This is a genomic window from Arenibacter sp. F20364 (assembly GCF_023015905.1).
Lineage (GTDB): Bacteria > Bacteroidota > Bacteroidia > Flavobacteriales > Flavobacteriaceae > Arenibacter.
Genome location: NZ_JALKBD010000022.1, coordinates 30,862 through 51,855, shown reverse-complemented (window position 1 = coordinate 51,855; position 20,994 = coordinate 30,862). Strand labels below are relative to the sequence as shown.

Sequence of the window (20,994 nt, the reverse complement as noted above, 5' to 3'; positions counted from 1 at the left end):
TTCTATTTATTAATGGGCTATTTTCTCGTTTTTTTCTTCTGTCTAGTTTTTCAATTATAGGGAGAAATATAATAACGCTCGAATAGTAATTTGCTAAAGACCATTGTTTGGGACGGCTTATTTATTACTTCATTATCAGGTTGGTAAGAAATACGATAAAGGGAACTATAACCGATACCATGAGTACAATTTCCCTGACGCTATCTTTTTTAATGGATTGAACATAGGTGGTAATAAAAACTACTGCGGGGAAAAAAGTAATTAAAATGGGGTGGGTGTCCGGGGAGGATTTTAAAACTTTTACCAGCAATCCAATAAAAAATAGAAGGACAATGAGTCGCATCGTCACCAATTTTCCTACTCCCACATTGCCCAATTTTACAAATGCCAAAAAGCCACAGAGCAAAACTATGGACACATAAAGAAATAAAAGGGTACTATTGCTCCAGTCGTAGAAATAAACGGCATTAAACTTAAAATCAAAAAAAAAGTGGCTCCATAAAAATTCCATATTGTTGCTCAAAGCCAATACTGCTAGTAAAATAAGTACCATGGCGATAATGGCAGAAAATGGGACCAACCAATTTTTCAAATTTTTCGGATCGTAAAAATAAATGGCCACCAATACTACAATGAGATACAGTATGGCCCAATCGTAGAATAAACTGGCTATCAGTATCCAAAAGGTGGCGTCGAAAATTTTTAATTTAATGTCCTTAAGACTTCGGATACTCAGGATTCTACGGATGGAGAGCAATAAAAAAAAACTACATAGAATGGCATTGGAATCTATGAGCACTTCCGGAAAAAGCACGATCAACAAGGTATAAAAAAGGATAGCCAGTGAATTTCCTCCCGTTATTTTGTTCCTTAGTGCAATGAAATTGACCACAAAAATACTAAACGATAAAAACCCCAAAATGGCCGTTCTCCCCAATAATTGTTCAGGTGAATACGATTTTTGGAATACGAAAAAGTGCACAAACCAATAGAAGAAAAATAGAAATACCAGAAGTATTATATAATTTATTGGTTTTGTTCTTCCAAAAATGCTTGAAATCATCCTAGGTTTTTATATTTTTGCATGGTAAATATAATTAAGATGGATTCATTTTTTTACGGTATAGAGGATTTATTTGTAAATGTGCTTTTTGCGCCTTTAGACGCATTACGCGCTATGGAGAATTGGTGGGGAGCAAATACATTGAACTGGATTTTTATGCTGATTGGCGCTGCAGCCTTTGTTTATTGGATGTTGGAGTTGAAAAAATACAATGATAGTGGTGAGGAGAATAAAGACGCAACCGCACACTCCTACCTATAAATATTAGTTGTATTTCCGTTAGAAACATGGCTTCTTTTTAAAGCTGTGGTTGTTCCTGAGTAAAACTTAAGAACAAAAAAGTATATAAGAAAGGGGATAGCAAACGCTATCCCCTTTCTTATACTAAAATATAGTATTTCTATATGTGGTTGATTTTTAAAGATCGAATCCAAGGTCTTTGCGATAGTACATTTTATCGAATTGTAGTTTCTCCATGTTTTTATAGGATTTCTTTAGTGCTTCCTTGTAATCGGCACCATAGGCGGTAACCGCCATAACCCTACCTCCATTGGTCAACACCCTTCCTTCTTTTAATTCGGTTCCGGCATGGAATACAACGGCATCTTCTATATTCTCAAAACCGGTTATTTCCATTCCTTTCCCATAAGGTTCCGGATAACCTCCGGATACAGCCATTACTGTGGTGGCAGCACGTTCATCTATTTCCAAGTCGATGTTATCCAAGCTTTGGTTTGCAACGGCTTCAAAAACTTCTACCAGATCATTCTTTATCCTTGGTATGACCACTTCGGTCTCGGGATCGCCCATGCGTACGTTGTATTCGATTACTTTGGGTTCGTCGCCTACTTTTATCAAACCTATGAACACAAATCCCTTATAAGGTAGATTGTCCAATTTAAAGCCCTCTACGGTAGGTTTTACGATTCGATCAAGTACTTTATCCATGAAAACCTTATCAGCGAAAGGAACTGGGGAAATGGCCCCCATACCGCCTGTATTCAATCCGGTATCACCCTCACCAATTCTTTTATAATCTTTTGCGGTGGGTAGGACCTTAAAGCCTTTTCCATCGGTAAGCACAAAACAACTCAGTTCAATCCCATCCAAAAATTCCTCAATGACCACGGTGGTGCTTGCGGCTCCAAATTTGGAGTCGATCAGCATAGTTTTAAGTTCATCCTTGGCTTCTTGTAGGTTATTTAGTATCAAAACCCCTTTCCCTGCAGCCAGTCCGTCCGCTTTTAATACGTAGGGTGGTTTAAGGGTTTCCAGAAAAGCATAGCCTTTTTCCAAAGTTTGGGCGGTGAAACTTTCATAGGCAGCGGTAGGGATGTTATGGCGCATCATGAACTCCTTGGCAAACTGCTTGCTGCCTTCCAGGGTAGCCGCTGCTTTTTGTGGGCCAATGACTGGAATATTTTTTAAGTCGGCATCATTGAGGAAAAAATCGTGCACCCCATTAACCAAGGGATCCTCTGGCCCTACAATGACCATTTCGATATTTTCTGATAGCACACATTTCTTAATGGCCTCAAAATCGTTTACACCAATGGGTACATTTTTGGCTATGACAGCGGTACCCGCATTACCGGGAGCTACAAAAAGATTTTTAAGTTTTGGACTTTGTTTTAGCTTCCAGGCTAAGGTATGTTCGCGCCCTCCGGCACCAAGGATCAGGATGTTCATTCTTAAAAAATTTCCCCAAAAATACGGTTTGAAATGGAATATGTGCCTACTTGGGTAAAAATAAATCCGTTGGATTTTTGTCTTTCTGGAAGTTTTTAAAGGGATTAGCAATAGGCTTTAAGCTGTATGCTATAACAAAATGTTAAAGAACACTTGGGAAAGGGTAAAAAGGAAAAAAATGGTAGGTCAACCTTGAATCCTACGCCTTCTGACCACTTGCTACTGCAATTGTTCGCTTATTTTTGTATTCCTTGAAATTTTTTATTTGGCCGAGAATTCCCGGTGTTCTTTTTTCTGTAATTCTTCCGGGGATAGAGACTTAAAGTAATCGTAGACTTTCTTAAGACCCTCGGCCCTGTTCACTTTAGGCTCCCATCCTAATATTTCCTTGGCCCTGGTAATATCTGGTTCACGCTGCATGGGATCATCTTGTGGCAAGGGTTTGTATATTATTTTTTGGTCCGTTCCAGTAAGTTTAATAATTTCCTCTGCAAACTGCTTGATCGTTGTTTCATGTGGATTGCCAATATTTATGGGATCGGTATAGTCGCTCATCAATAAGCGGTAGATACCCTCCACCTGATCGTCTATATAGCAGAAAGATCTTGTTTGGGAACCATCCCCAAAAACGGTAAGATCCTCTCCTCTTAGGGCCTGTCCCATAAAGGCAGGTACCACTCGTCCGTCGTTGAGTCGCATTCTGGAACCGTAGGTGTTGAAAATGCGAACGATTCTCGTATCCACACCGTGAAAACGATGGTAGGCCATGGTAATGGATTCCATAAATCTTTTGGCCTCATCATAAACCCCACGTGGCCCAATTGGACTAACGTTGCCGTAATAGTCCTCACTTTGTGGGTGCACTAGGGGATCACCGTACACCTCCGAAGTAGAGGCAACCAATATCCTAGCTTTTTTTTCTTTGGCAAGGCCCAACAAGTTTAAGGTGCCAAGGGAACCAACCTTTAGGGTTTCAATGGGGATCTTTAAGTAATCTATAGGACTTGCTGGGGAGGCAAAATGCAGGATATAGTCGAGCTTACCAGGAATATGTACAAATTTGGATACATCGTGGTGTTGAAACTCAAATTGTTCCAAGGGAAAAAGATGTTCTATGTTCTTAAGGTCACCGGTAATCAGGTTATCCATGGCAATAACGTAATAACCTTCTTTTATAAAGCGATCGCATAAATGCGATCCCAAAAATCCGGCTGCCCCGGTGATAAGTACTTTTTTCATTTGTTGTTTAAGTTAAGGTACTAAATATATATATGCGCACCTTTTTGATAAAACTTTTATTCAGTAGGCTTTTTTCTCTCCGGAAATAGCATTTAAGACTGTTTGAACTATTATTTTAAGATCCATGAACAACGACCAGTTTTCAATATAAAAAATATCAAATTTTGTTCTATTTAAAATATCAATATCGGTTTCGATCTCACCTCTATATCCTCTTACCTGAGCCAAACCGGTAATCCCAGGTTTAACAAAGTGGCGTAGCATATACTTGTCCACCTTGTTGGCAAATTCATTCGTATGTTTAACCATATGGGGACGGGGACCTACAACGGACATATTTCCAAAGAGGACATTATAAAACTGAGGAAGTTCGTCGATGCTCGTTCTACGGATAAATTTGCCCACTTTGGTGGTACGCATGTCATTTTTAACAGCCATAAGGCTGTCGGCATGTTCGTTGGGAGCCATGGACCTAAATTTATAACAATAGAATTCCTTATTGTCTATTCCATTTCTTTTTTGTCTAAAATATACTGGCCCTTTGGTTTCCAATCTTATAATTAGTGCAATTATGGGAGCCAACCAAGATAGAATTCCAACCACTACAATTAATGCAAATACAATATCGAAACCTCTTTTTAAAGCAGAATTCAATGGGTTGTGCAGGGGGATATCCCTAAGGGACAAAATTGGAATGTAATCGTAATACTCGAAGGTTAGTTTTTTGGAAAAGATGTTTTTATTATCCGGAATAAACTTCAGGGTTTTTAAATTATTGTCTGCAAAGTTGATGAATTCGGTTAACTGATTGTTCTTAAGTTCTGAAACAGAACAATAAATTTCATCCACATTGTTTTCAACGATGTATACAAAGGACTTATAGATATCAAATGAAGGGTCCTCAGGACAGAATTGTTTCATGAAATGGTATCCATACTCACGTCGGTCATTAAAAACGTCAATCAACTGATCTGTTTTTTTGTTCTTTCCAATAACAACGACATTTCTCATATTTCCTTTTACCCTTTCGCGGTATTTCATTAAAAAAATATAATTCAAGAACTTAATAGTGAATATGGTCAAGCCTGCCGAAATGAAATATTCCCCAAGTGCCAAACGACTAATATTGGGTTGTTTAAAAAAACCGATGAAGGCATAAAGTATTAAAAAGAATAATACAAACTGGTTAAATAGAAGTTTTAAAATGTAAGATACCTTGGTATATCTATATACTACATAAAAGTTGTTTTTGAAGGAAAGTATAACCCAGGCCAAGGTTAGATAACTGTGAAAAAGTATGGGGTATTGAAAATTTATGGGCAGGATATACGCAAAAAGATTTATAACCAATAAATCCACCCCATAGGATACTGGAGTTATGAGACTAGAATAACGGTGTTTTTTGGAAAACATTAATTTTAAGCCGAACTTTGAATTATTAACCGGCCATAAAGATAAATTTTAAAACTTATAAACTGAGTAAAGATTAAGTCCTAATTAATTTTATAGCCTTCATTAAGGTAATTTGTTAGTTTAATTTTTGAAGAGAGCTTCTCTTATTACCAATCTAACAAACTTACTGTTACCTACTAAATATCTTTTCCACATTCGTTTGGGTTCTTGGGAAAAACGAAAGAACCATTCAAGTCCTGATTTTTGCATCCAAAGTGGGGCACGTTTCACCTTTCCCGCTATTACATCAAAACTTCCACCTACCCCCATTACAAAATTGATTTTTTGTAACAAGGCTTTATTTTCATAAAGGAAATTTTCCTTCGTAGGGGAACTTATCGCCACAAATAAAATATTGGCACCACTTTTTCCAATTTCTTGTGCTATGGATTGTTCGTCATTCTTTTTAAAATATCCATTTCTGTAGCCAGCAATAATATTTGGGGAAAATTGATTTGTATAGGTGTCCACTACCTTTTTAACAACCTCTTCCTGTGCGCCAAAGAAGAATATTTTATAATTTTTTTGATGTGCTAATTTTACCAAGTTTTCCATCAAGTCAATTCCCGCTACTCGCTCTTTCAATGGTTTTCCCAATACCTTTGATGCCCAAACTACCGCTTGTCCATCGGCATTGATCAGATCGCTTTCATTTACACTTTTTCGCAATTGTAAATCCTTTTGCATAGCCACAATTTTTCCGGCATTAACAACCACATGATGTAATTGTTTGCCTTGTGATATGCTATTGTCTACAATTTCCAAAGTTTCTTGCATGCTAAGGTTGTGAATGCTTGTATTGAGGATATTAATTTTCTGCATCTGCATTTTTTTGGTTGGAAGTGGATAAAAATATTGTGGTAAGAAACGAGAACGCGATTAGGCCACTATGTCTTTCTAAAATAGATTCTGAACACATATAAATTAAAAATGATATAAAAATCACTAAATAAAGCGGTTGGTCTTTTGTATATAAAATACGAAGTGTATGAAATAGTAAAACAATTAATAAGATTAGACCAATTACACCATAAAAAAGTAATTGTTCCAAATACTGATTATGCGCATTATATTCATCTTTGGCCGCGACCTCATAATGTATTTCCTTATAACGCTCTACAAGACCTTGATGGCCATCTCCAGTGCCAGCTCCAAAGATTATATTTTTTTCCAGATAATTGTCTAGTACAGCACCCCAGAGTTGTACTCTTTCGCTTATATTGGAGGCTTTTTCTTTTGAAATACGCGCTTTTAAATTTGGGGTCAAAAACATTATTGGCAAAATAACCAAAACTAATAATCTGAGTACTTTTATTTTAAACGATTCAGAATCTTTTTTCAAAAAGGCTCTGATAGTAGACAGTATTGTAGCAATGATAAGATAAATTAAACTGATCTTTGAACTCAATAAATATAATACGAATAGTAGAAAGGCGATGGCAATTACTCTACACCATATAAAATATCCGGATTTAAGTGATAAACCAAAGGCGATATTAATAATAGATATACAGACAAATAGTGAAAAATAAGTGGTGTGTTTATCCAATACCTTTGAAAAATCAAGATAATAAAAATAATCTCCCAAATCGTTATAGGAGAGCCAAAACGCTTTGCCTAAACCAAGGAGGGCTGCTAGGATAGTAGCAATTGAAAATAAATCCAATAATTTCTGCGTGGTTTTTTTGGTTAGTTCATCAATTGAAAATATAATAAGCGGAAATATTAAAAATGGAATTTTTAGGTTGCCTATTGCTGTGTCGAAATCTGAAGAATATGTTAACCCAAGGAGGGAAATTATGAAAAGACTTGAGATTGTGAAAAAGCTTCCCATGTTCTTTTTTAAATTATTTTTCTTTTCTGTAAAGGAGTTGAAGAACAACCAGAAAACGGCCAAGGCGATTATGCATTGGGAATTTAAGTTGTACTTGGGAAACGGCAATGTAACAAGTACCAAGGATAGTAGCCAATAAAATATTTTAACCTTAGTCTCTTTTACGTTCAATTTGTTCAAGTATTTTCTTTTTATACAATTTATAACCAGAATTATCCATAAAATATTGGCCATTCTCCAGCATGGTTGCGGTGGCACCATTGTGGCCGTTTAATTCCAAAATTTTTATATTCTCATTGGATTCGGAGATGTCACGAAGAAGTTTATTTATTTTTCGAATTTCTACATTTTTGGGATTTTCCTCTAGTTCGGGCCAGGTGTTAAGATATATTATTTGCCCCATTTTAGTAATTTCTTCAACAAATTGAATCCAAACTTCCCTATTCTTGTATGTTGCTATAGATTCAATAAAAACAATGTAAATGTCGGTTTTTGGTAACTGATTTAAATTTTCTACAACGGCCCCAAGCCCTTTTTTGACATTGATGGGCATATATGGATAACCATATACATCTTGCTTGGGGCCTATAAAATTTATGTCCTGATTTTTTTGTTTTAAATCCTTCATTATTGATCTATACCCACCCCATTTATTGTCAGAATAACCTAGGAAACAAATATTGATATCACCATTTTTAACCATCGGTAAATGTACCTCGCTAATTGAGATAATGGATTTCTTAAAGTTTTTAGGTTGTTGGGTTAGCCATACTCCTCCCCGAAGCTGAATGTTGGCATCCTTTACTAGTTTATATTCATACCTGAAATAATAGATCTTGCCTTTGTTGGTTTTAATTTTCAAGGTATTGTTGCTGCTTAAACCGTTGAGGTCTTTTCTATGCTTTAAGCTGACCGAATTGTGGGCCAAGGAGATTAACTCGTAACTGCCATAATCCTTGATTAATTCTATTCTGTTCCAATCAAAATTCAATTGGGGAAATTCCCTATGTCCCTTTAAATCAAAATCTATTAGCATATAAATGGAAATAGCTAAAAAAGATAATGTATAAATAATTTTGTTTGGAACAGGATTCACTAGTGTTTTTTGTATTTAACTTAAGTAACTGTTTAGCAATTTTTTAAAGACCTTATCAGCATTAAATCTTTCAAAACTTTCCCATGCATTCTTGGAAAACAAGGGGTAGTTTTCTTGGTTTAGATGAAGAATTTGCTTCAATAGGGAGTCTGGATTTTTAGGTATACATAAAAGGCCATTATAGCCAGTAGATATTATTTCATTTATAGCCTTCCAATCACTTGATATAACTGGCATTGCCATTGATAAAGATTCAATGATGATGCCAGGATAACCTTCACCGTCAAAATAGGTTGGTAGCAAAAGTACATCATTTTCGTTTAATACCTCTGTTACTTCCTTTTCTGATAAAATCCCTTTATAAGAGCAATTACGCTTTGTTAGTTCCTCAACGCTATAGGTGTTGGGGGGTATTGGCCCATAAATGGAAACGGTATAGGAGTTATCCAGTTTTTCAAAGGCCTCCAATATTAAATCAATACCCTTTTCTTTAATAACCCTTGATATAAAAACAAATTTTTTGTTGAACGATCTTTTTGGAAACTTGTTTATAATTTTATCCCTGGAATTGGGCAACCATATCATATTGGTAGTTCTGTTTGTAGTAAAGAAATTAAGGAGTTGTTTGGTTTCAAAAAATACGAAGTCCGCTTTAAAGGTTGTATTGTCTACTATCCTTCTAATAAATTTTGGGGCGGAAGTGTATTGATTATAAAAATTGCCGCCAAAAAAATGATATACAATTTTTTTATTAAATGTTTTGGCAATTGTAACCAAAACTGGGCCTAATACTAAATTCATATCTGGAGTGGAATGAATGCTCACAACATCATATTTCCGGATTATAAAGGGCAATTTTAGGGAAAGCAGAATAAAATCCACTATTTGAAATTTCGGTTTCCAGTTTTTTCTGAATTGATAATGCGTCAAATCTATTTCTTCTTTCGTTTGAAGGAAGTCCAATATTTTTTTTGACAACATGGTAGCACCGCCTACCGACCTTTTATCTGCTTGGGGAATATTGGCTAGAAACAGGACCTTTGTTTTCTTTTTCATAGTGTAATATGGCGGGGATTAATAATAATGAAACAGATAAATAAACCAAATTATTAAGCGAATATGTAAAGAGTGCATCCACGAAAAGGGCAAAGTAAATTATTAATATGGCTTTAAAGTATACTACACTTAATTTCTTTGCCCTTAATAATGGAACTAAGAAAAGAAATAGGTATAACAAAGTGCCAATAAAACCTATTTCTATAAACAAATGTGGATAAAAGGTATCCGTGGTAGGTAAATTTGGCAGGCCGTACCAATTAAAATTTACTTCATCATAGTATGGGGACTTATATTTCGTAGATGCAGGTCCTCCAAATGAACCAAGGCCCTCTCCGAACAAGAAATCAGTGTTTTGAAACATAACCCTGTACGATTCGGATCGTGCTGAATTACCTTCCGATATATAAGCTTCAATTCTAATTTTTGCATTGTCAGCCATGAAAGCTACCTTGGAAGGGAAGAATACAAAGGTCACAAAAGAAACAAAGAGCGCTATCCCTATAATTTTTATTTTTTTATTGGAGAATAAGAATAATAGGAACAAAAATGTACCTATACCTTTAAAGGACAAACTAAGGAATAAAAATACCACCGTAAGAACCATAAGGGTTTTCTTAAATTTTCCTTCATAAAAAAAGTCAATTAGGAAATACATAATGAGGTTAAAGAAACCAAATGTGCTAAAAAAGCCCATTAGGCCAGTAGCCCTGAGGATACCGGCAACTGCGGGAATATTAACGCGCCCTGTCGATGTATAGACATAGAACCATTGGTTTATACCTTGTGACCAAAAATAATAGTTAAAAATTTGGGCTATATAATTCAAAATCAGAAATACCAGTAAAAACTTGAACAGAAACTTATAATTTTCCTTGATGGCATAACCGTAAAACAGCACTATAATAGGGAAAAGATATCTAATTAATTCTTCAGTAGCAGCATTGTAGTTGAAGGATAAAAAAAAATGGAGAATCAAAAAAGGCAAGAACAATGTTGAAAAAAAAACAAGGTTTTTGTCAAATTTGCGAAAAAGAATGGAAATCAGGACCATCAAGAGTGCTGCAAATAATTTTAGATAGAGCCCTAATGCGGGACTGGTAAATCTAAAATACTCCGAAACGAAAATTAGAACCAATGGAAGAACCACGGCTGTATTTTTAATCGAGACTCGCAAAAAATATTATTTTTGAAGTTAAACTTTTTCCTTTATGTCCAGTTCGTTTAGAGCTAATCTTATCTTACCTACATATTGATCTTTATTGTAAAACACATTAAAAAGTTTGGTGTAATCGCTATGTAATTCTGTGTAATCTATAACTGTGCTCCTTTCATATTCAACAATTTGATTTTTAGCCTCTTCCAAATCAAACTGTGTTGCTAATGTTATTTTGTGTTTCACACCCTTCATGTGAATTTTAAAAGAATCAATTACATCAGAATAAACGGGTATCACCCCAGATGCCATGTAGGTACATAACTTGTTGGGGGTTGCCACATTATTGATATTAATGTCCTCTCTGATCAAAAAGCCGAATTTAAATTTAACCAAATATTCCGACAGTTCTTCCAAGGGCACATAATTTACACTCCCATTTACTATTTGGTATTTTTTTAATAACTGTCTAGCCTCCTCCTGCTTGTTGGTCAAGATTTCAATGGAAGCAGTAGGAATTTGCTTGTTTAATTCTTTAAAAACCTCTAAAGTCTCGTCTAAGCATTGCCACTTGGAAAGGGAACCAATGTATACAAATGAGGGCCTATCAACTTTCATCTCAAAGTCATCCTTCATTTGAGCATTAAAACAGGGCATGATAAAGTACTTATTGCCTTTGTAATTGTATTTTCTTTGATAATGATCCAACATTGCCTCGGAAACAAAAAAATTATAGTCCGATGTCTTTAGGCAAAACCACTCCATAAAACTATACATGTAGTAACGCAATTTACTTTTTTGCCACATGTAAGATTCCTCCGGAAGAATCCCTTGAAACCAATTAATTATAGTGCTTCGCGGGTGCATTATACGCGCTACAAAGTAGTCTTTAACAAAATAGGTTACAATTATATCAGCAGATTTAGCCTCCTTCAAATTCTCATAGACATGAAAATTGGTCTGGCCGGTGAGGGCTTCACTAATTATTTGTAAGTAATACTGAACCGCATCATTTACAGATTTATACTTGGTTAGATAAAATAGCACTTTACTTCTCATTGCGACATAGTTTATATTTCAAAATATTTCATATCGCATAATTAATCATTTATGGCAGACCTCTGAGTGGACGTTAAAATATGTTTTTTCACTTCACCAAGATAACTTGTTCTCCTAAGTTCATTAACCTTGGAGTAAAAATTCGGTTTGTCAATTTTCAAAATTTCCCGAATTTTAGCAATAATAGCACCTGAGTTGTTGAACTCTTCGAGATCCATTACAAAATCGGTACTTTTATAAATTAAGTTGGCCATTCCCAAGGATTTTTTGCTATAGGAAAGAAATATAGCTGGTATATGGGTCGCCACTGCATTTACGGCACAATGCATTCTAGCCGCAACTACAACGTCACACCTTTTAATATGCTCTTTAATTCCTATAAAACCTGGGTCATTTTCAACAATTTCTATTCTATTTCCGTGTATTTTAGAAACTATATTTTTTATTTTTAAAAGATATCTATAGTCATCATCCTTGATGTCCTTGGATAGAACATGTGGCAATAGAATAACTTTACAATTTAATTCTTTTATAATATCAGATATGGTCTTGGATTGATTTTTAATTGCTTCCTCCAAATTATCGGTGAAGTAAAGAGTGGATAATGGACTCAAATTAATGCCAATAGCAGATATCTCGGTACTATTGTCATCAATTTTTATATTATCCGTGGCAACATTATAAGCTGGATCGGGGGCGAAAAATACATTGTTTGATACCCCAATTTTTTCAAGGTATTCCACAGTTTCATGTTCCCTGCTAACAATCAAGGATACATTTCCTAAATGTTGTTGGAATTTCCTTAAAATTTTAGGGTGATCGTCAAATGGTCCAATAGAGCAACCCCAAAGAATATATTTTTTGCCTTTTTGAATAGCCACATCACCAAATTTCATTAAAGAGTAAGGATAATATCCGGTAGAACTAATAGTATACATGTCTCCACCAATGGATACGATGAGGTCATAATCGTTTACAAGATCAAATGAATCAATATACACTGGATAATCAATATTTACATATGATAACAGTTTCCTTATAATGCGTTTTATTAGACTATTGTGGAAAGGTCTTTCAATTATTTTAATATCGCATCCTTTCAACCTTTTTTTGTCATCTTCAACATCAAATGAAGCGTAAGTAATTGTCGCATCAGGAAACATTGTTCGAAGACTATTTACCGTGCCCCTAACAATTGCTTCACAACCGTAATTATATACTCCCCAAATACCGTACAATAATATATTTTTCATTTTCCTTTCAGTTTTCTTATCCAATATTTTTTTCGATATAAATGATCCAATTTAGTATAAAACATAAGCTTATTTTTAGTTGCTGAAATGTTCTTTTCAAAATTGGATTCCATTTTATTTCTTTCCATTCCCCAAAAAATCGTACTTTCAATTTGAATCTTTTGTCTTAGCCTAAAAATTTTAGCTTTAATTGGGTTTTCTATAAAAACCTTTTTTGTTCTTTTGGGAGGAACTATTTGGTTATCTCTGTCGGCCCATTTGAGGCGATATGACAACCCTTTTCTTCTATGGTTATAGTTTCCTTCTTGAGAAAGAAATGCTTGCTTTTTACTGATTACATCACATAATAATTGTTTATCCCCAATGCCATCTGCTATTAGTTGTTTGGCTAAAATGGTTCTTGTAATTATGAGGCTATTTCCTCGACCATCTTGATTATATGGTGGTATCCAGGCGTCACCTAATGAGATATCGGCCAATTCTCCTGATAAATCTTCACAAAAATCACAGGGGTTTGGCTTAAAGTAACCGGTTCCCCACATATCCCCAACTTGTTTCATCGGCAATACACGAGGAGTTTGTTCTCCTTTTTTAACACAAGAAAAGGAATAATCACCTGCGTTGGAGTTTACATTTTTGACCCTATACTGCGGTTTGGTGATTTGGTTAGGTCCAACCCCAATTTTGGAAGCCAAATATTCCGTAAAAAATGAACTTTTTAATCCCCCGCAAAAAATGCTAATCGTAAATTTTATATGATGCCAATTGCTTGGGTCATTTATTTGGGCCAGACGTATCGCCTTAATGGAACACGGTAAACCTATCAAGGCAAAATTACCGGATTTCTTTTGGGATAGTCTTAATACTTCGCTTAGTTCAATCGGGTAGTATTTGGTTTTAGAAGATAAGTCTAATTGCTCAGGTTTGTCGATTATAACATATTTAAAATACCTATTGTTGTCCGATGTTTCTTCAACGGTGGTAATAACCGCATCTACAATTTTCTCGCGGAGCATTTTTTTTAATAACCAAGTTGCAATTCCTCCTGAGGAAGCTTCTTCGCGATAATCACTGGCATAACCTACATGGAGGGAATGATATTTTCCAAAGGCTTTGGAATGATTAAAATTATCCTCCTGAATATTTATCTTATCAGAGATTTCGTCCTCTGTTCTTACTTCTTTATCCGGGAATGGATTAAATGGACAAACTTTGAGGCAATTACCGGTTTCATCACACTCATTGTTTTCCATATAAGGTTCATAGGTTCCTTCTTGGTTCAATTTAATTTTAAGGCTGTCTGTGGGGCAGACCGGTTCACAAATCCCACAACCAACACACAAATTGTTGTCGACTACATTTTTAACTACATTGTTGTATTTTCTCATTAATCCGTGAACAATAATTTATAAAATAAAGATGTAAAGATCCCTAATGCCGTTATTAGGCCCAAAATTCTAATTTCAACATTGACAACATTAAATTGGTAAAGTGTAACCACAAGGATAGAAAAAATAATCCAAATTAGGATGGATAATTTGGATTTGATCAATGACAACGGAATTATCTTTCTCTTTACATATATGGGTATGATAATTACCGTATTAACTATATAAGCAATAAAATATGCAAAAGCCATTGACTCGGCGTCCTTGATTTTTGTGAAATAGAATACGGATAGTAGTATTATCCCCCAAATTAAATTACTTAAAAAACTTAACCACATAAGATTATTTACGATCATAATCCGGGCTATGCCTTGTTTATACAGCATTATGGTGGTGGTTATAAGTATTAGGAACAAAGTGCCTTTATAATTCGCGTCCTCCATATACTCCTTTCCTAATAAAACTCCATAGATATTTGGGAAAAAGAATACGGGCAAGACCATAAATATGCCAATGGCCCAGGGGATTATAAGGTTTAACCGTTCTATTTTTTTATTGATTTTCTCTTTAACCATGATAGTGATCAAAGGTGCATCTAGAGTTGTTGTGACCATCATTACCAAATTCTGAAACAATATTAGTGCGGTAAATAGGCCTAGTTCCTTAAAGCCATTTTGGTGGTTTACCATGATGGTGTCAATGCCCCATTTAAAGGGCATGACCATAATACCAGTGAGAATGGCTGGTAGGGTGAATTGTCTGAGTATTGGATATTCTCCCTTAAAATTAAAAGAAAGTGCTATCTCCTTATGAACAAGGTTTTTTCTTAAATAAAAAACTCCAAATATTACCAAGATTAAGGTGCTAATTGTAAACCCTGCAAAAGTTCCTTCTACCCCGTATTCAATAGTCCCAAAATACAAAAGTCCAAGCAAGCTTATACCGTAGAAAAAGTTAATAACCATCAATGACTTGAAGTCCTTAAAACCCCTTAAACAACCAGATAAAAGGCTACTCAGGGCACTTAAAAATAAAAGGAAAGAGCTTATTTGTAATGTAACCAATAAGTCAGGAGCACTTAAAATATGATTGGCAATGAACGAGGCCCCTATGAACAAAAGTAAGCTTAAAATAAAACCAATAAGTGTAGAAACAGTTAAGGTTAGGCTAATAATTTTACCCACCCTTTCTTTGTTTTTCTCCAATAATTCCGGAATGAACTTAGTAGTTGTTAGTGCTATTCCAGATCCTACGAAAATAACAAATACATTGATGGTGGAACGTACAATTCCTACTTCACCATTGCCTTCTTTCCCCAATATTTTCGCGACCATTAACCAAGCCACAAAAAGCAATCCTTTTGAAATTGCAGAGCCCAAGAATGACCAAAAGGAATTAACGGAGAACTCCCTTAAATCTTCCGATTTGTTAACTTTTCCAATAAGTTCCTTTATTTTCTTCAATCAGCCATGATTTAACGTATCCCGCAAAAATCCAATACAATGTGATCCTTTTTCAATTTTAATGTTTTAAATTCCTTGTGAGCCACTAAAAACACAAGGATATCCGCTTTCTCTGCGGCCTCTTGGTATGGGGTTAATTTAAACACCTTATGTTCGTGAATATTGGGTTCTACAATATAATACTCTTCATTATTGGCATTTTGTAGCACCTTTTGCGCAATGTATTTTGCAGGAGACTCTCTAAGATCATCAATATTGGGCTTGAAGGCCAAGCCCATTATGGCAATGCTAGGCTTACGACCGTGCTTTAGTTCAAATTGTAGTTTAGCGGTTTGAACTTTTTCTGCACACCAAAAGGATTTGTAATTATTTATTTCCCTAGCCTTACCAATAATTTGGGATTCCATAGGGTAATCAGCAACTATAAAATAAGGATCTACCGCTATACAATGTCCACCTACCCCACAACCGGGCTGTAAAATATTAACCCTAGGGTGTTTGTTGGCCAAAGCAATTAATTCCCAAACATTGATGTCCGCTTTATCACAGATAAGTGATAGTTCGTTGGCAAAAGCAATCTGTACATCCCTAGAGGAATTTTCTACCAATTTACACATCTCTGCCGTACGCGCATTGGTGCTATGTAATTCTCCTTTTATATAGTTGGCATAAAATGCCATAGCCTTATCAGTTGATTTTTGATCCACACCGCCAATTACTCTATCATTATGCACTAATTCATACATGACATTACCGGGCAGGACACGTTCAGGACAATACGCTATATAGATTTTCCCTTTTAGCTCAGGCCGTTCATTATATATTAGATCCATCATCTTTTCCGTTGTTCCAATTGGGGATGTGGATTCAATAATATATAGGTCACCTTCCTTTAACAAAGGTAATATTGCATTTGTAGCTGCTTCAACAAATGAAATATCCGGTTCGTTTTTTCCCTTGAAGGGTGTAGGCACTACAATTAAGTAGGTGCCGCCCACCACAGGTGTAGTGGATGCCGTTAAAAAACCATCTTTTACTGCATTTGCTACAGCTTTATCTAATTCAGGTTCAACGATATGAATTTTTCCTGCATTAATCGTTTCTACTACCACTGGGTTAATGTCTACACCATGGACATGGGTTTGGTTTTGTGCTATTAATGCGGCAGTAGGAAGACCAATATAGCCCAAGCCTATCATTACTACTTCTGGTTTATTCATTTTTAATCGTATTTCTTCAATTGAATGATTCTTATTATCAGGCCCAACGCTCCATAGTTCTTAACTCAGCTGGGTAAATACTTGGTATTATTGGTTGTGAGCGCTATGTTCTGTTTTTGTTAGGAATTTATTTCCAGAATATGGTTCACAATTCTGGTACATGCTGTTCCATCTCCATACGGGTTGTGAAGTTTTTCCATCTGCTCATAAGCCTCGGGATTGTTTAGAAGTTTCGAAGCTTCCGAAACAATTTTAGTCAAACTGGTGCCGACCAGTACTACCGTACCAGCATCTACGGCTTCAGGACGCTCCGTGGTGTCCCGCATCACTAAAACAGGCTTACCCAGACTAGGTGCTTCTTCCTGAACACCACCGCTATCCGTGATGATCATATAAGACTTTTCCATGAGCCAAACAAAGGCGGGGTAGGAAAGTGGTGAAATAAGGGAAATATTAGCGATGTCCCCAAGAAGTTCGTAAACTGGTTTTTGTACATTTGGGTTGAGATGAACCGGGTATACAATTTGTACATCTGCATTGTCCAATGCTATCTGCTTTAAAGCACCACATATATTAATAAAGCCTTGACCGTGATTCTCCCTTCTGTGTCCAGTTACTAATATTAATTTTTTGTCAGTATCTATAAGTGACCTTAATTGAGATACTTCTTTATCTTCAAATTCTTGACTATTTACTTTATTTACACTAAACAAAAGGGCATCAATAACCGTATTACCAGTTATTACAATGTTTTCTTTCTTTTTATTCTCTCGTAGTAAATTGTCCCTGGAGGTAGGCGTTGGAGCATAATGTAAGTTACTTATTACTCCGGTTACAGTTCTGTTCATTTCCTCTGGAAATGGCGACTGCATATTGAAGGTTCTTAAACCAGCTTCTATATGGCAGACTTGAGCTCCGGCATAAAATGAAGCCAAACTGGCAGCCATAGTAGTTGTGGTATCTCCATGTACATAAACATAATCTGGCTTGAATTCTTCCAAAACCGATTTTAAATTGGTGATAATATCAGCAGTAAGGGTATATAAGTTTTGATTGGGCTTCATTAGATTTAAGTCAAAGTCCGGTCTAATCTCAAAAAAATCTAGGACTTGGTCTAACATTTCCCTATGCTGTGCAGTAATACAGACCTTTGTGTCAAAATTATCAGGAAATTTAAGAAATTCCTTTACTAATGGCGCCATCTTTATGGCTTCTGGACGGGTTCCAAAAATTATTAGGTTTTTAATTTTCATTCTTCTAATATTAATGTTACATTTTTTGCAACACACTAAATTTAGGTCGGTTGGCAAAACTACGATAATTATTGTCCTTCACAATAGTTGTAGTATTTTTCAACCCATTTTCTTCCAGGATGTTGAGGGCAAACCCGTACCAGCTCATGGCTTTACCGTCCGTAAAATGGTAAGTGCCATATTGCTGATTGCTATTGGCTATTAGGTTCAATAGATATTTGGCAAGGTTGACTGCATTGGTAGGGCAGCCTAACTGCGCGTCCGTTATGCGTAATTCCTCTCCCTTATTGGCCTTTTCCAATATGGTCCTGTAAAAGTTCTTGCCATATTTTTTATGGTATAGCCAGGAAGTGCGTACAATATAATATTGGTCCATTATTTCTTGAATATATTTTTCACCTTCCCATTTTGTTTTTCCGTATTCGTTGATGGGGTTGGGTCGGTCATAAACGGTATACGGAGACCCTTTTTTCCCATCAAAGACGTAGTCCGTAGAGATGTGTGTTAGTGTTACATGATATTTCTTGCAGACCAAAGCCAAATTCTTTACAGCCTCTGCATTTACTTTAAAGGCCATTTCCGGACTTTTCTCGGCCTGTTCCACGTTGGTGTAGGCCGCACAGTTTATACAGTGATCAAAGGCGCCCAATTCAATAGTTTTGTTCACTTTTTTTGAATCGGTTATATCCAGGTCCTTGGAATCCATAAAAACGAATTCCAACTTAGGGTATTCATGAGCCAAATCTTGAAGGCTTCGCCCCAATTGCCCCGATGCCCCTGTGACCAGGACACGCTTTATAGTTGTAGATCTTGCCATAGGGGTAGTTGTAAGTCTTTGGGGGATAGGATGACATGCATGCCTTTCAATTCCCAATCGATATCCAGTTCAGGGTCGTTGTATCTGATCCCTCTTTCCGATTCTTTTTGGTAATGGGAATCGCACTTATAGGAAAAAATCACTTCTGGTGTCAGTGCCAAGAATCCATGCGCCATACCTTTAGGTATAAAAAGGGATTTTCTGTTTTTAGAAGACAGCTTAAGTTTAAAATGCTGTCCGTAAGTATTGCTCTGCCTACGCAGGTCTACCACCACATCCAAAACCTCACCTTGCACCACTTGTACCAGTTTTGCTTGGGCATGCTTTCCTGCCTGAAAGTGTAAGCCGCGTAAAACCCTCTTTTTTGAAACCGAAATATTGTCTTGAACAAAGTTTATTGTCTCCCCAAGGGCTTTCTCCAAGTTTGTTTTATGGTAGGATTCAAAAAAAATTCCCCTCTCATCTTCATATACCGTTGGCTCTAAAATAAAACAGCCTTTTAGCTGTGTTTCTGTGATTTTCAATATTTATTTTTTATTATCTAGTTAAATAATGTCTTTTTCTTAGCATAACAACGCCAGCAGTTATACTTTGACTATCTAATTATTCTCCAATGAGGCCAATTAGGTATTCCCCATACCCACTTTTTAATAATGGACTTGCTAGCTTTTTTAACTGTTCTTTGGAAATATACCCCATGGTATAAGCCACTTCTTCTATAGATCCTATTTTAAGACCCTGCCTGTCCTCTATAACTTCAACAAATTGTGAGGCCTGCATTAGGGAAGCAAAGGTACCGGTATCCAACCAGGCCGTTCCCCGATCCAAAATGCTAACCTGTAATTTTCCCTTTGCCAAATAAGCTTTATTTATATCGGTTATTTCCAGTTCCCCTCTTTTACTGGGTTTAATATTTTTGGCAATGGCCACTACCTCATTATCGTAAAAATAGATGCCGGGTACTGCGTAGTTCGATTTAGGCTCTGATGGTTTTTCCTCTATACTAATGGCCTTTCCCCCCTCATTAAATTCCACCACCCCGTAGCGTTCCGGATCCTGTACGTGATATCCGTATATAATACCGCCGTCGGGGTCGTTATTGGCTTGTAATAGGGCTGCGAGTCCTGAGCCGTAAAAAATATTATCACCCAAGATCAAGGCCACTTTGTCGCCACCAATAAATTCTTCGCCAATAATAAAGGCTTCCGCCAGTCCGTTAGGGTTTTCTTGGGAAGCAAATGTAAAGGTGCACCCCAATTGCGAACCGTCGCCTAAAAGGGCTTTAAATTGGTCAAGGTCTTTCGGAGTGGTTATAATCAGTATTTCGCGAATACCGGCAGACATCAAGGTGGCCAGGGGGTAGTAGATCATTGGTTTGTCATATATGGGCATTAGCTGTTTGCTCATCACCAAGGTGATTGGGTATAATCTTGTTCCGGAGCCGCCTGCCAATATGATACCTTTCATGGGGTTGTAGTTATGGAGTTATCTAGTTATCTGTTTGTCACAAATTATTCCCCCTTTGAAGGGGGCAAGGGGGATGTTATTTATCCATCATATTTAGTTCATCTATTTTAGCTTTCAACACCAATAAAACGCTAAACATTTGTTGCTTTATGTCAATATCGGAAATCCTAAGAAAGGTTACACCATATTGTTCTAGTTCATATTGTCTTTTGTTGTCATAATGTTGTTTGTGATTATGGCTATTTCCATCAATTTCAATGGGCAACCTGATCTCATGTGAATAAAAATCAAGAATATAATTTAACATCGGTACCTGTCGATGAAACCCAACCCCTAAAGCATTTCGCTTGATTTGGTTCCACAACAGTTTTTCGGATAAGGTACTATTTTTCCTTAGCTCTCTAGCGAATGCTTTAAGTTTACGGTTGTATGGAATAATTCTGTTTTTCAAATAGTAAGTTTTTTACATCCCCCTATATCCCCCTTCAA

20 protein-coding genes are annotated in these 20,994 nt (G+C 36.1%); 1 reads left to right on the top strand and 19 read right to left on the bottom strand.

Annotated elements, in window-relative coordinates; all coding sequences use genetic code 11:
- Positions 1-124: 124 nt before the first annotated feature.
- Positions 125-1,063 (bottom strand): hypothetical protein, encoded by a 939-nt coding sequence (locus MWU84_RS16925; RefSeq protein WP_246903919.1) that lies wholly within the window; start codon positions 1,061-1,063, stop codon positions 125-127.
- Positions 1,064-1,102: 39 nt separating this feature from the next.
- Between MWU84_RS16925 and MWU84_RS16920 the strand changes: the two genes are divergently transcribed.
- On the top strand, positions 1,103-1,324 hold the full coding sequence (locus MWU84_RS16920) for a uracil phosphoribosyltransferase (RefSeq protein WP_246903917.1): 222 nt from the start codon (positions 1,103-1,105) through the stop codon (positions 1,322-1,324).
- A gap of 156 nt (positions 1,325-1,480) precedes the next feature.
- Here the strand turns inward: MWU84_RS16920 and purD are convergent, their stop codons facing one another.
- From purD to MWU84_RS16830, 18 genes are all read right to left on the bottom strand, one after another.
- Positions 1,481-2,752 (bottom strand): phosphoribosylamine--glycine ligase, encoded by a 1,272-nt coding sequence (gene purD, locus MWU84_RS16915; protein ID WP_246903915.1) that lies wholly within the window; start codon positions 2,750-2,752, stop codon positions 1,481-1,483.
- A 261-nt stretch (positions 2,753-3,013) separates the two neighbouring features.
- Entirely contained in the window at positions 3,014-3,991 is a 978-nt protein-coding gene (locus MWU84_RS16910; protein ID WP_246903913.1) for a UDP-glucuronic acid decarboxylase family protein, read from the bottom strand.
- Positions 3,992-4,051: 60 nt separating this feature from the next.
- Positions 4,052-5,404, bottom strand: coding sequence for an exopolysaccharide biosynthesis polyprenyl glycosylphosphotransferase (locus tag MWU84_RS16905; RefSeq protein ID WP_246903911.1), 1,353 nt, complete (start codon positions 5,402-5,404; stop codon positions 4,052-4,054).
- 120 nt (positions 5,405-5,524) lie between these two features.
- Positions 5,525-6,265: a WecB/TagA/CpsF family glycosyltransferase gene (locus MWU84_RS16900; RefSeq protein WP_246903902.1), complete on the bottom strand. Its 741-nt coding sequence runs from the start codon at positions 6,263-6,265 to the stop codon at positions 5,525-5,527.
- Positions 6,252-7,457 carry an O-antigen ligase family protein gene (locus MWU84_RS16895; RefSeq protein ID WP_246903900.1) on the bottom strand — a complete coding sequence of 402 codons (1,206 nt, stop codon included), beginning with the start codon at positions 7,455-7,457 and terminating at the stop codon, positions 6,252-6,254. The genes MWU84_RS16900 and MWU84_RS16895 overlap by 14 nt, the downstream gene beginning before the upstream one ends.
- The gene (locus MWU84_RS16890) at positions 7,429-8,313 is read right to left on the bottom strand and encodes a hypothetical protein (RefSeq protein WP_246903898.1); all 885 of its coding nucleotides are present in this window, start codon (positions 8,311-8,313) and stop codon (positions 7,429-7,431) included. The genes MWU84_RS16895 and MWU84_RS16890 overlap by 29 nt, the downstream gene beginning before the upstream one ends.
- Positions 8,314-8,388: 75 nt before the next feature.
- The gene (locus tag MWU84_RS16885) at positions 8,389-9,429 is read right to left on the bottom strand and encodes a glycosyltransferase (protein ID WP_246903896.1); all 1,041 of its coding nucleotides are present in this window, start codon (positions 9,427-9,429) and stop codon (positions 8,389-8,391) included.
- On the bottom strand, positions 9,377-10,579 hold the full coding sequence (locus MWU84_RS16880) for a hypothetical protein (protein ID WP_246903894.1): 1,203 nt from the start codon (positions 10,577-10,579) through the stop codon (positions 9,377-9,379). Before MWU84_RS16880 ends, MWU84_RS16885 begins: the two co-directional genes overlap by 53 nt.
- A 45-nt stretch (positions 10,580-10,624) precedes the next feature.
- Positions 10,625-11,644: a hypothetical protein gene (locus MWU84_RS16875; RefSeq protein WP_246903892.1), complete on the bottom strand. Its 1,020-nt coding sequence runs from the start codon at positions 11,642-11,644 to the stop codon at positions 10,625-10,627.
- 41 nt (positions 11,645-11,685) lie between these two features.
- A complete protein-coding gene (locus MWU84_RS16870) occupies positions 11,686-12,897 on the bottom strand; it encodes a polysaccharide pyruvyl transferase family protein (protein ID WP_246903890.1) in 1,212 nt (403 codons plus the stop codon).
- On the bottom strand, positions 12,894-14,285 hold the full coding sequence (locus MWU84_RS16865) for a Coenzyme F420 hydrogenase/dehydrogenase, beta subunit C-terminal domain (RefSeq protein ID WP_246903888.1): 1,392 nt from the start codon (positions 14,283-14,285) through the stop codon (positions 12,894-12,896). The genes MWU84_RS16870 and MWU84_RS16865 overlap by 4 nt, the downstream gene beginning before the upstream one ends.
- A complete protein-coding gene (locus MWU84_RS16860) occupies positions 14,285-15,748 on the bottom strand; it encodes an oligosaccharide flippase family protein (RefSeq protein ID WP_246903886.1) in 1,464 nt (487 codons plus the stop codon). The genes MWU84_RS16865 and MWU84_RS16860 overlap by 1 nt, the downstream gene beginning before the upstream one ends.
- Before the next feature lie 11 nt (positions 15,749-15,759).
- A complete protein-coding gene (gene wecC, locus MWU84_RS16855; RefSeq protein ID WP_246903884.1) occupies positions 15,760-16,968 on the bottom strand; it encodes a UDP-N-acetyl-D-mannosamine dehydrogenase in 1,209 nt (402 codons plus the stop codon).
- 119 nt (positions 16,969-17,087) lie between these two features.
- Entirely contained in the window at positions 17,088-18,221 is a 1,134-nt protein-coding gene (gene wecB / locus MWU84_RS16850; protein WP_246903882.1) for a UDP-N-acetylglucosamine 2-epimerase (non-hydrolyzing), read from the bottom strand.
- A gap of 16 nt (positions 18,222-18,237) precedes the next feature.
- The gene (gene rfbD / locus MWU84_RS16845; RefSeq protein WP_246903880.1) at positions 18,238-19,038 is read right to left on the bottom strand and encodes a dTDP-4-dehydrorhamnose reductase; all 801 of its coding nucleotides are present in this window, start codon (positions 19,036-19,038) and stop codon (positions 18,238-18,240) included.
- A complete protein-coding gene (gene rfbC, locus MWU84_RS16840) occupies positions 19,017-19,562 on the bottom strand; it encodes a dTDP-4-dehydrorhamnose 3,5-epimerase (protein WP_246903879.1) in 546 nt (181 codons plus the stop codon). The genes rfbD and rfbC overlap by 22 nt, the downstream gene beginning before the upstream one ends.
- 79 nt (positions 19,563-19,641) lie before the next feature.
- The gene (gene rfbA / locus MWU84_RS16835) at positions 19,642-20,505 is read right to left on the bottom strand and encodes a glucose-1-phosphate thymidylyltransferase RfbA (RefSeq protein WP_246903877.1); all 864 of its coding nucleotides are present in this window, start codon (positions 20,503-20,505) and stop codon (positions 19,642-19,644) included.
- 76 nt (positions 20,506-20,581) lie between these two features.
- The gene (locus MWU84_RS16830) at positions 20,582-20,956 is read right to left on the bottom strand and encodes a DUF559 domain-containing protein (RefSeq protein ID WP_246903875.1); all 375 of its coding nucleotides are present in this window, start codon (positions 20,954-20,956) and stop codon (positions 20,582-20,584) included.
- Positions 20,957-20,994: the final 38 nt, after the last annotated feature.